This window comes from Streptomyces sp. I05A-00742 (assembly GCF_013055795.1).
Classification (GTDB): Bacteria; Actinomycetota; Actinomycetes; order Streptomycetales; family Streptomycetaceae; genus Streptomyces.
The window spans coordinates 46,810-58,251 of sequence record NZ_JABETO010000037.1; the positions used below are offsets into that span (position 1 = coordinate 46,810).

The 11,442-nt window shown below is 71.7% G+C and carries 9 protein-coding genes and 1 rRNA gene; 2 read left to right on the forward strand and 8 right to left on the reverse strand.

The window, feature by feature from the left end:
• The first annotated feature begins 19 nt into the window (after positions 1-19).
• A complete protein-coding gene (locus tag HN013_RS26370; RefSeq protein WP_171170472.1) occupies positions 20-1,243 on the forward strand; it encodes a winged helix-turn-helix domain-containing protein in 1,224 nt (407 codons plus the stop codon).
• 40 nt (positions 1,244-1,283) lie between these two features.
• On the opposite strand, the gene HN013_RS26375 is transcribed toward HN013_RS26370, so the two are convergent.
• The 7 genes from HN013_RS26375 to mtnA all read right to left on the reverse strand — a co-directional run bounded on the left by HN013_RS26375 (position 1,284) and on the right by mtnA (position 9,892).
• Positions 1,284-2,036 carry a response regulator transcription factor gene (locus HN013_RS26375; protein WP_171170475.1) on the reverse strand — a complete coding sequence of 251 codons (753 nt, stop codon included), beginning with the start codon at positions 2,034-2,036 and terminating at the stop codon, positions 1,284-1,286.
• Positions 2,037-2,297: 261 nt separating this feature from the next.
• Positions 2,298-2,984 carry a ribosome hibernation-promoting factor, HPF/YfiA family gene (gene hpf / locus HN013_RS26380; protein ID WP_312018718.1) on the reverse strand — a complete coding sequence of 229 codons (687 nt, stop codon included), beginning with the start codon at positions 2,982-2,984 and terminating at the stop codon, positions 2,298-2,300.
• Positions 2,985-3,395: 411 nt separating this feature from the next.
• The gene (locus tag HN013_RS26385) at positions 3,396-4,124 is read right to left on the reverse strand and encodes a phosphoribosyltransferase family protein (protein WP_171170479.1); all 729 of its coding nucleotides are present in this window, start codon (positions 4,122-4,124) and stop codon (positions 3,396-3,398) included.
• Positions 4,125-4,283: 159 nt separating this feature from the next.
• Positions 4,284-6,101 (reverse strand): LpqB family beta-propeller domain-containing protein, encoded by a 1,818-nt coding sequence (locus HN013_RS26390; RefSeq protein WP_312018719.1) that lies wholly within the window; start codon positions 6,099-6,101, stop codon positions 4,284-4,286.
• Positions 6,098-8,062, reverse strand: coding sequence for an MtrAB system histidine kinase MtrB (gene mtrB, locus HN013_RS26395; protein ID WP_171170481.1), 1,965 nt, complete (start codon positions 8,060-8,062; stop codon positions 6,098-6,100). The genes HN013_RS26390 and mtrB overlap by 4 nt, the downstream gene beginning before the upstream one ends.
• 1 nt (position 8,063) lies before the next feature.
• Positions 8,064-8,741, reverse strand: coding sequence for a two-component system response regulator MtrA (gene mtrA, locus HN013_RS26400; RefSeq protein WP_004946863.1), 678 nt, complete (start codon positions 8,739-8,741; stop codon positions 8,064-8,066).
• Positions 8,738-9,892, reverse strand: coding sequence for an S-methyl-5-thioribose-1-phosphate isomerase (mtnA, locus tag HN013_RS26405; protein ID WP_171170483.1), 1,155 nt, complete (start codon positions 9,890-9,892; stop codon positions 8,738-8,740). The genes mtrA and mtnA overlap by 4 nt, the downstream gene beginning before the upstream one ends.
• A 162-nt stretch (positions 9,893-10,054) precedes the next feature.
• Between mtnA and HN013_RS26410 the strand changes: the two genes are divergently transcribed.
• Positions 10,055-11,146 (forward strand): hypothetical protein, encoded by a 1,092-nt coding sequence (locus HN013_RS26410; RefSeq protein ID WP_249375414.1) that lies wholly within the window; start codon positions 10,055-10,057, stop codon positions 11,144-11,146.
• A gap of 131 nt (positions 11,147-11,277) precedes the next feature.
• Here the strand turns inward: HN013_RS26410 and rrf are convergent.
• Positions 11,278-11,394: ribosomal RNA gene (rrf, locus tag HN013_RS26415) — 5S ribosomal RNA — on the reverse strand.
• Positions 11,395-11,442 lie beyond the last annotated feature (48 nt).

Consider the following 11,442-nt stretch of genomic DNA (forward strand, 5'->3'; position numbering starts at 1 on the left):
CTCGCTCTAGGGTGACCGCATGACAACCGCCGCCACCGCGAAGGGCCGTAGGCCCGACCTCAGCCTCACCGCCGACGAGGCGCGCCGTATCGCGCTGCGCGCCCAGGGCCTGCTCGGCGCCCCCGACCGGCGGGCCGGGGTGCGCGGCGTGCTGCGGCACCTCGGCGCCGTCCAGCTGGACACCATCTCGGTGCTGGCCCGCTCGCACGAGCTGGTCCCCTACGCCCGGCTGGGGGCGACGGGCCGGGAGGCGGTGGAGGCCGCGTACTGGACGCCGCGCACGGCCGGAGCGGCGGCCGAGCCGCCGCACAGCTTCGAGTACTGGTCGCACGCGGCGTGCATCCTGCCGATCGAGGAGTGGCCCCTCTTCGCGTTCCGGCGACGGGCCTTCCGGGCGCGCGGCCACCGCTGGCACGTGATGGCGGACGCGGAGGGCTCGTGCGCGTCCGTCCGCGAGCGGCTCAAGGCCGACGGGCCGCTGACGGCGACCGAGTTGGGCGGCGCCAAGAAGGGCGGCCCGTGGTGGGACTGGTCCGAGACGAAGATCGCCGTCGAGTGGCTGCTCGACACCGGCGAGGTGGTCTGCACCGAACGGCGCGGCTGGAAGCGGGTGTACGACCTGGCGGAGCGCGCGGTGCCGGACGCCCTCTTCCACGACGACCTGGACGACGCGGCGTGCATACGACGGCTGGTCGCCCAGGCCGGAGCGGCCATGGGGGTGGCCACACGGGCGGATCTGGCGGACTACCACCGGCTCAAGGGCGACCAGGTGGACGCCGCCCTCGACGCGTCCGGCCTGGTCCCGGTGGAGGTGGCCGGCTGGTCCAAACCGGCCTGGGCGGACCCCGCGGCGCTGGAGGCCGAGTCGGCGGGCAAGGGCCAGCGGCACCGCACCACGCTGCTGTCCCCCTTCGACTCGCTGATCTGGGACCGGCCGCGCACGGAACGGATCTTCGGCTTCACCCACCGGCTGGAGGCGTACACGCCCAAGGCGAAGCGGGTCCACGGCTACTTCGCCATGCCGCTGCTGGCGGGCGGCCAGCTGGTGGGCCGGGTGGATCCGGCCCGGGACGGGCGGACGCTGGTGGCCCGCCAGGTCTCGCTCGCCGGGGTCGGCACGGTGGCACCCATGGCCCGGGCGCTGCGCGAGGCCGCCGAGTGGGTCGGCTGCGCCGACGTGCGCGTGGAGCGCTGCGACGACGCGCGGCTGGGCGAGGCGCTGCGGAAGGCGCTCGCGGACTGACGCCCGTCGGACGCTCCCCGGCCCGGCCGGCCCGCCTCCGTCAGCGGATCTCCAGGATCTTCTCCCGCATCGCGTAGACCACGGCCTCCATCCTGGAGTGCAACTGCAACTTCTCCAGGATGTTCCGCACATGGTTCTTCACGGTGTTCTCGCTGATGAACAACTCCTTGGCGATGTCACGGTTGTTCATGCCGGTGGCGACCAGCTTGAGCACTTCCAGCTCTCGGTCGGTCAGCCGGGGCGCGGGCACCAGCCGGCGCTCGTCGGTGCGCTGGATCATGGACTTGAACTCGGTGAGGAGCTTGGAGGCCATGGAGGGGCTGATCTGCGACTGGCCGTCCGCGACCGCCCGGATCGCGGTGGCCACCTCGTCGGTGGAGATCTCCTTGAGCAGGTAGCCCGTGGCACCGGCCTTGATCGCGTCGTAGAGGTCGGCCTCCTCGTCGCTGATCGTCAGCATGATGATCTTGGCGCTGGGGGCCACCTCCTTGATGGAGGTGCACGCCTCGATGCCACCGCGCCGGGGCATCCGCACATCCATCAGCACGATGTCCGGCAGCAGATCGGCTGCCTTGTCCACGGCCTCGGCCCCGTCACCGGCCTCCCCCACGACGAGGATGTCCTCCTCGTGGGCCAGCACGATCTCCAGACCACGCCGGAAGAGCGCGTGGTCGTCCACGACCAGGACCCGAATGGGCTCGCTCCTCGCGGCCGTGCCCGCGACCCGGTCCGCGCGGGCACCCTCGACGTCGTCCTCGCCGGTACCGGTCACGGATCCGAACCTGTCCGCCATTGTTCCTCCCCCTGAAGGCCATGGCCCCTCGCGGTTGCACTGCCGCCGGCCCAACCGGTCCCGGTGGACCAGCCGTTGCCGCCCGCCCATGATTCCATGCCGGGCGGGGACGCGTTGCTGCCGCGGTCACCGCACGGCCGCACGACGGTGCCCCGGAAGCCCTTCGGAGCTCCGGGGCACCGTCTCGGGTGACTCCCGCGGCCCTGCGTCACCGTGGCGTGTCGCGATCACGGGCGGCGCGCGCCGCGCCGCGGGGCGGCGTCAGCCGCCGAGCGCTCCGCCGGCGCCGCCGGGCGCCTCCTCGGCGAAGGGGTCGGCGTTCAGGTGGATGACGCCGTAGTCGTAGGCGTGCCGCCGGTAGACGACACTGGGCATCTTGGTCTCGGAGTCGACGAACAGATAGAAGTCGTGGCCGACCAACTCCATTTCGTAGAGCGCCTGGTCGAGCGTCATCGCGGCGGCGGTGTGGGTCTTCTCGCGGACCACGACGGGGCCCTCGCCCCGGATCTCCAGCGATCCCATGCGGGTGACCGGCACTTCCTCCGCGGCCTCCGTGGCCAGCCGGCCGCTGTCGTCGAGCCGGGCGGCGCCGTCGACGGCGACCCCGACCGCGCTCGCCGGAATGCGTCCGTTGCCCCTTCGGTCGAGACGCTTGTCGTGCTGCTTGCGCAGCCGCGCTTCGAGCTTGGCCGTGGCCAGGTCCAGCGCGGCATAGGGATCTGTCGCTGCGGCTTCCGCCCGGATCACCGGCCCCCGTCCACGCAGGGTGATCTCGACTCGGTCCGAACGGTCCGCCTGCCTGGGGTTGGGCTCCTTGGACACCTCCACGTCGAGGCTGATCACCTTGCCGTCGAGCTTCTGGATCTTGTCAACCTTCAGCTTCTCGGCCACGTGCTTGCGAAAGCGCTCGGGCACCTCTGTCTTGCGGCCCTTGACGACGATGTCCACGCAGAACTCCGTTCCCGGATCGCCCCGCCGAAGGTGCGGAGCGCATCCCTCTTGCATCAGGCCCCGGGGCTGACCGGAGCCACCGACACGGCGGTTCCACCTCCTCCTCCCCCGGCGGCAAGACCTGCATCCCACCCGGTTCCAGCTTCTTCGAGAGCGCGCAAAACGCGCCATTCGGAGATATGAGTCATAGCTTCCGCCATTCCTCACAACCGAACATATCTCGCCGGGAAGCCCGTCGGTACCCCCTTCCCCGCCGTACCTCCATTCAGGTGTTCTCCACCCGTTTTCCTGAGGAACGACGGGCGTTACCTGCGAGTTCCGCTTGACTCCATGGTCGGTGTCCCGGCCCTCGCGCGCCACTTACTTCCCCGCAGACACTCCTACGGCGACTTCCCGCCACCGCCACAGCTATGCCACCCGTCTCCGACGACCCTCCCTGGGCGGCACCGCGACCACGGCCGCACCGACGACCCGGCCGCCCGCCGCGGCGAGCGCACGGGCCGCCTCGGCCAATGACGCCCCGGTCGTCATCAGGTCGTCCACGAGCACCACCGCCGCACCTCCGGCCCACAGCGCAGCGCCCCCGGCCACCACCGTCAGGGCACCCGAAACGTTCGCGGAGCGCCCCCGCCCGTCCAGGCCCACCTGGTCCGCCACCACGCGCCGCTGCCGCAGTACGGGCGCCACCCGGGCCGCCTCGCCGGAACGCCGCAGCACCCCGGCCGCCGCGACCGCCAGCCGGCGCACCGGATCGTGCCCCCGCCGCGCCACGGCATGCCGCGCGGAAGGCACCGGCACGAGCAGCAGAGGCTCGCCCCCGGCCCGCGCGCCCCCATGCGCACCACTACCACCCGCCCTGCGCACCGCGCCCGCCAGCGCGCCGCCCAGGGCCTCCGTCAGCACCAGCGCTCCCCGCTCCTTGTGCGCGAGCAGGACGGACCGCACCGCGTCCGCGTACCAGGCGGCGGCGTACACGGGCGGCAGTCCGACAGGCACCGGATCCGGCCGGGCACGCCGGAACGACCGTCCGGACAGCTCCTCCCGGCACTCCGCGCACAGCACGCTCCGCGCCAGCCCGCACCCCGCGCACTCGGCCGGCAGCACCAGCCCGGCGATCTCCTGCCACCACCCCCGCACAGAATCCACTCTCCCGCCGGGCGACCCGAGCCGCCACCCCTGTGGACAACTCCGCGACGGATCCGGACAACTCACCCGAAGAGGGCCCCGCGAAAACCCCGCCCCGGACAGCGCCGAACAGCGCCGGACAGAGCCGGACAGAGCCGGACAGCGAAGGCCCTACCCCGGATAGACCGGAGCCGACCCCTTCCCCAACGGCTTCCAGTTGGTGTCCGGCAGCAGCCGCACGATCTCGCCGTCGCGCTCCGCGAGCAACGCCGACGCCCGCCCCTGCCCCTCCGAGGCCGCCACCCCGCCGACGCCGGTGATCCCCGGCAGCGCCGAGACGCTGGACAGCGAACCGTCCGTCTCTATGAACTCCAGCTGCTGCAGGCCGCCCTTCTCGTTGCCGGCGACCAGCAGCCGGCTCCCGCCGGCCCAGGACACGGCGTCGACGTGCACGAAGTTCGGTGCCACGGAACGCAGACCGCGCACCGAGAGACCCGGCCCCCCGTCGCCGCTCCGCCGTTCCACCCGGCCCAGCTGGAGGGCCGAATGATCCCCCTCGGTCACCACCAGGGCGATCCGCACCCCGTCCGCCGCCACCCGGACCCCGGTGATCCGCCCGTTACCCAGACCGGCCACCGGAACCTCCTCCGGCTTCCCGGTGCCCCCGCGCAGCCGCAGCAGCCGCGGGTGATCCGGGTCCTGGTCTGCCACCCACAGATCGCCCAGGCCGTCCCAGCTGGGCGTGGTGAGCCCCGCCTTGGCGCCCCCGTGCGAGACCAGCCTCGCCTCCCCGGGCTGCGCCCCGGTCTCCAGACCCGCCACGAACAGTGACTGTCCGTTGCCGCTCACCACCGCGGCCCGGTACTCGCTGCGGTCCACGGCCACGGCCCGCAGCTGCGGCCCGTCCGCGCCGAAGGGACCGCCCACGCGCCGCGGCTCGTCCTCGGCGTCCGCCACGGCCACCCGGTGCCGTTCGTCGAGGAAGTACTGCCGGTCGGGCCGACCCGCCGCCGTCCGGTCGGGGCCGTACTCACGGGCCTTGTCCCGCTTCAGCGAACAGAGCGTCTCGTCACCGCTCTGCAGCGTCACGCTGTCGACGCGGACGGACTCCTGCGCCGTGTGGAAGAGCTGCGCGGCCATCCGCAGGCACTGCCGCTCCCCGGTGCCCGCCGCCTGCTCGCTGAGCCGCACCTTGAGGTTGTTGGAGTCGTCCAGCGACAGACGGTCGTCCTTCAGCCGGGTGTGCGGCGGGAACGCCGTCGCCGTGACCGGGTCCAGCCACGTCGTGGGCCCGTCCAGCAGTGCCTTCACCGCGGACGTCACCGTGTCTATGCGCTTGCGCAGGTACACCGGGTCGGCGACGAGCACGTCCTGCGCCTTGCCGTCCGCGCCGGGCCCCAGCTCGGCGAAGTAGTACTTGTTGACCGACCGGTAGATGCGCTGGAAGTCCGGCACCCCCACGACCAGCCCGGGCGGCAGCGCGTCGATGCGCCACTGGCCGTCCTCACGCGTCATGTGCACGCTCGCCTGGTACTTCTGCACGTCCGGCTTGTACGCGTGCTTGTCGTCCACCCGGGCGACCTGCTTGCCGGTCAGCCGCACGGTCCGCCCCGGGTCCCGGTCGCCGCCGGTGAGCGTCTCCACCTCGACCTGCGGCATCTCCGCGAGCACCGTCGTCGACGCAGCCGGGTTCCACCCCCGCTTGACGGACTTCGCGAGGTACATCCGCGCCGTCCCGTAGTCCGGGTCGTCGCTCGTCGTCGCCTCCAGGAAGCCCTTCACCAGCTCCGCGGGCTGCTCGTTCTTGCGCGGCGGCACACCGTACACCCGCACCTGCGAGTCCGCGTCCGCGCGCTGCGAGGAATCCACGGAGTGCACCTCGCCGCTGTCCGGCATCGACGCACAGCCGGCCAGCAGCGCCCCGGCGAAGGCCGCCGCCACCAGCGCCACCGGACGCCGGCGCCGCGCGCCGCTCTTCACACCCTTCACGGCCGCCTCCGCTCCTGCATACCGCCCCTGGACTCCTCCACCGGCGCACCGCCCGGACGGGTCACCACCCGCGCCCCACTGCCCGGCAGCGCCGTCGGGTCGACGGTCGGGGGCGTCTGCCGCGTCTGCGACGGTACGGGCGCTCCCCGGCCGGACGCCGCCAGCGGCACCCCCGCCTCGTTCACCCCGCGGTTGCGCCGCGAGTCCGCCGGTTCCAGCGGGATCGGCGAACCGCGCAACGGGTCACCCGCCGTGCACGGCAGCGTCAGCCGGAACTGCGAACCGCCGCCCGGCTCGCCCCACGCCTGGAGCCAGCCGCCGTGCAGCCGCGCGTCCTCCACCGCGATGGACAGCCCGAGACCGGTCCCGCCGGTCGTCCGGGCCCGCGCCGGGTCGGCGCGCCAGAAACGGTTGAACACCCGCGTCGCCTCGCCCGGCTTGAGCCCCACGCCGTAGTCCCGGACGGCCACCGCGACCGCCCCGCCGGCCACCGCCAGCCGTACGACCACGTCCCGCCCGTCCCCGTGCTCCACCGCGTTGACGACGAGATTCCGCAGCACGCGCTCGATCCGCCGGGCGTCCGCCTCCGCGACCACCGGCTTCTCGGCACCCTCGACGAGCAGCCGGCTGCCCTTGCGCTCCGCCAGCGGCAGCGCGCCCTCGATCACCCGGTTGACCACGTCGCGCAGATCGATCGGCTCGGCCTCCAGGGCCGCGGCGCCCGCGTCGAACCGGCTGATCTCCAACAGGTCCGCCAGCAGCGACTCGAACCGGTCCAGCTGCCCGAACAGCAGCTCCGCCGAGCGTGCCGTGACCGGGTCGAAGCCGTCGCGGGCCTCATGAATCACCTCGGCCGCCATCCGCACGGTCGTCAGCGGCGTCCGCAGCTCGTGCGACACATCGGAGACGAACCGCCGCTGCATCCGCGACAGCTCCTCCAGCTGCTGGATCTTCACCTGGAGGTTCTGCGCCATCTTGTTGAACGATTCGCCCAGCCGGGCGATGTCGTCCTCGCCCGTGACCTTCATCCGCTCCTGGAGCACACCCGCCGCGAGCCGCTCCGAAATACTGGCCGCCATCCGCACGGGGGTGACGATCTGCCGCACCACCAGCCAGGCGATGGCCCCGAGCAGCACCACCAGGAACACCCCGGCCGTCGCCAGCGTGCCCTTCACCAGGCTCAGCGACTTCTCCTCCTGCGTGAACGGGAAGAGGTAGTACAGCTGGTACGACGTGCCGCCGATGCCGTACAGGCGCTTGCCGACGACCAGCGCGGGCTCGCCCTCGTCGGACGTGCTCCGCCGGATCGACGTCGGCTCCTCGAAGGCGCCCTGTTTCTCCAGCCTCTTGCGCAGCTCCTCCGGCACGCTGCGCTCGGGGTCGATGTCCCCCGACGCACGCGGCCCCCGCGTCCCCACATGGGCTCCGTCGGAGCCGCCGTCGCTCAGCGCCACGACGTAGTAGACGCCCTGGCCACCACTGGCGAGCTGCTGCACGAGCCCCGTGAGCCAGGCCCCCGGATCCGGCGTCCTGGCCCCCGTCTGGGCCGTGTCCTGGCCGCGGCCGTCCGCGCCGGTCGCCTGCGCGTCGGCGGCGTCCCTGGCGGCCTTGAACCCGCCCTCCGCCTGGCTCTGCGCGGCGTTCCGCTTGGCCTCCAGCAGACCGTTGCGCACCTGCCCGATCACCACGATCCCGAGCAGCAGCACCACACCGAGGGACATCAGCAGCGTGGTGGCCACCACCCGCAGCTGGATATTCCGCAGCCACAGGCGCATCACCGGCAACAGCGGCCGCCGCACCCAGCGCGCGTACAGCCGCAGGACCGGATGGACGGGCGCCGTGGCCGCCCCGTCGGGGAGCATCCGCCCCGCCCGCCACAGCCGCCGGAAGAGAGATATCCCGCCCGCCACCTCGGCGGGCCGCCCCGCGCCCCGCTCCGGAGCGGCACCGCCGTCCGTCATCTCAGCTCGGCCCGGCCTTGTAGCCGACGCCCCGCACGGTCACCACGATCTCCGGGCGCTCCGGGTCCTTCTCGACCTTCGAGCGCAGCCGCTGCACATGCACATTGACCAGCCTGGTGTCGGCCGCGTGCCGGTAGCCCCACACCTGCTCCAGGAGCACCTCGCGCGTGAACACCTGCCACGGTTTCCGGGCCAGCGCGACGAGCAGGTCGAACTCCAGCGGCGTCAGGGCGATCGCCTGACCGTCCCGTTTCACGGAGTGCCCCGCCACATCGATGACCAGGTCACCAATGGTCAGCTGCTCAGGAGCCGGCTCCTCCGATCTCCGCAGCCGGGCCCTGATCCGGGCCACCAGCTCCTTCGGCTTGAACGGCTTGACGATGTAGTCGTCCGCACCGGACTCCAGCCCGACCACCACGTCGACGGTGTCGCTCTTCGCCGTCAGCATCACGATCGGCACACCGGATTCGGCACGGATCAGCCGGCACACCTCGATACCGTCCCGGCCGGGCAGCATCAGATCAAGCAATACAAGATCGGGTTTGGCCTCGCGAAAAGCAGCGAGTGCCTTGTCACCGTCGGCTACGAACGACGGCTCGAAACCCTCACCACGAAGCACAATTCCGAGCATCTCGGCCAGTGCGGTGTCGTCGTCGACGACAAGGACGCGTCCCTTCATATCGACATCATCCCATTACCCGATCGTGACCTGTCACACAGCTCCGCCAGACCGGCCTTCGTCACGGGGGAAACAACCCCGTTTTCCGTGACAATGGCGGTCACCAACTCGGGCGGTGTGATGTCGAACGCAGGGTTGTACGCCTGCGCTCCCAGCGGCGCCACGGGCACCCCCGTCCCCGTCCCCCCGCCCGTCGACTGGGGCGGAACGGGGATTTCGGTCACCTCGTGACCGGGCCGCTGCTCCACGTCGATTTCCGCGCCGCCCTCCGTGCCGGGGTCCACCGTCGTGCTCGGCGCCACCACGACGAAGGGGACGTGGTGGTAGCGCGCCAGCACGGCGAGCGGATAGCTGCCCACCTTGTTCGCCACCGAACCGTCGGCCGCGATCCGGTCGGCGCCGACCAGGACAGCGTCCACCTCCCCGGCGGCGAAGAGTGAGCCGGCCGCGTTGTCGGTCAGCAGCGTGTACGCCATCCCGGCGCGGGCCGCCTCGTAGGCGGTCAGCCGGGCGCCCTGGAGCAGCGGACGCGTCTCGTCCACCCACAGCCGCCTCAGGCGCCCCGCCGCGTGCACGGCGCCCGCCACGGCGAACGCCGTCCCCTGACCGCCCGAGACCAGCGCTCCCGTATTGCAGTGCGTGAGGATCTGGTACCCGCCCCCGGGCATGAGCTCCTCCAGCAGGGCCACCCCGTGCTCCGCCATCCGGGCGCTGGCCTCCGCGTCCTCGCGATGGACCGCACGCGCCTCGGCGAGAGCCGCCGCGGCGGCCCGCCCGTCACCGGTGCCCTTCCGTGCCGCCGCACGGTACGCGTCCCGCACCCGGCCGACCCCGTAGGCCAGGTTCACCGCGGTCGGACGGGCGTGGGCCAGCAGCTCGGCCGCCTCCTCCACATCGAAACCGCGCACCGCCGCGAGCGCCACACCGTACGCACCCGCCACACCCAGCAGCGGGGCCCCACGGACGGCGAGCGTGTGTATCGCGTCGACGAGGGCGGGGACGTCCGTACAGACCAGCTCGACTTCCTCGGCGGGGAGCCGCCGCTGGTCCAGGAGGACGATCACGGGCCCTTCCGGCGGTTCCTCCCAGCGCAGGGCTGAGGCGGCGGGAAAAGCAGCGGCATCCGAAGGTCGCGCGTACTGATCGGCCATTCACCCAGTCTGCCCTCTCCCGGGGCGACTATTGAAGGTCCCCTCACTTCTCTCCCCCTTACGAGCCTTTAACGGCCAAGGGCCCTTCACGCCCCCGTGACACGATGTTCGGGTACGGCTCGGACGCCGACCGGCAAGCGGGCCCAGAAGGAGCGACACACGATGAACGACTCTCCGGGCCGGCACTCGCCCGGATCCTCCCCGCCCGGCCCGCAGTACCCCCCGGGCCCGCAGCCCGGCTACGGCGGGCCGGCCGGTCAGGGCTGGGGACATCACCCCTGGGCACCGCCCCCGCGCGCCCCGCAGCCGGGCGTGATCCCCCTGCGCCCGCTCGGCCTGGGAGAGATCCTCAAGGGCTCGCTCACCACCATGCTGAGCTACTGGCGGACGATCCTGCCCATCTCCCTCGGGGTGGCCATCGGCACGCAGGCCGTGACCACAGCGGCCACCGGGATCTGGCAGAAGGACAGCGAGGCCCTCGACAGGCTCCGGGACAACGCCTCCGCACGTCAGGTGCTGGACGCCATGGCCGACAGCCTGGGAACCCTGGGCCTCACCATGATCGTCGGCCTCATCGGCTCCATCCTCGCCACGTCAATGCTCACCGTCGTCGTCAGCCGCGCCGTCCTCGGACGTCCCGTCTCCCTCGGCGAGGCCTGGCACAACGCCCGCCCCCAACTGACCCGGATGGCAGGGCTGCTCTGCCTCCTCCCCCTGATGGTGCTCGGCATCTTCGTAGCGGGCCTCGCCCCCGGACTGCTGCTCTACGTGGCCGGGGTGGAGGCCATGGGCGCCGCCCTCGCACTGCTCGGCGGACTGGCGGGACTGGTCGGCGCGGTATGGCTCTGGATCCGCTACTGCCTGGCGCCGACAGCCCTGATGCTGGAAAAGCAGGGCGTCATCGCGTCCCTGCGGCGGAGCGCGAAACTGGTTCGCGGGGCGTGGTGGCGGATTCTCGGCGTGCAGATCGTGGCTCTGCTGCTGATATTCGCAGTGACCATGATCGTGGATACTCCGGTCAGCCTCATTCACCTGGCCACCATCGGTGATCTCGAATCCACCTCTTCCTTCAGCTGGACTTCCTTGATCATTACCGGTGTCGGAGCCGTCATCAGTTCCACGCTCACTCTGCCCTTTACGGCCGGCGTGACTTCCCTGCTTTATATGGACCAGCGCATTCGCAGGGAGTCCCTGGATGTCGAGCTCATTCGGGCTGCGGACGTGGACCGGAACAGCCAGGACTCGGCAGCCTGAGCCACCTGCCCACTCGCTTCCCGGGGGCGCGGATGACGCCCCCGGGAGGGGGCAGTACAAATGGGAAACGCAGAAAAGCCCCGGGCCGGACCGTTTTCACGATCCAAGCCCGAGGCTTTTCATCACAATTTGTTCGGCGGCGTCCTACTCTCCCACACGGTCCCCCATGCAGTACCATCGGCGCTGAAAGGCTTAGCTTCCGGGTTCGGAATGTAACCGGGCGTTTCCCTAACGCAATGACCACCGAAACACTATGAAATTAACCCAACCAACCATCACTTGCATGGTTTCGGCTG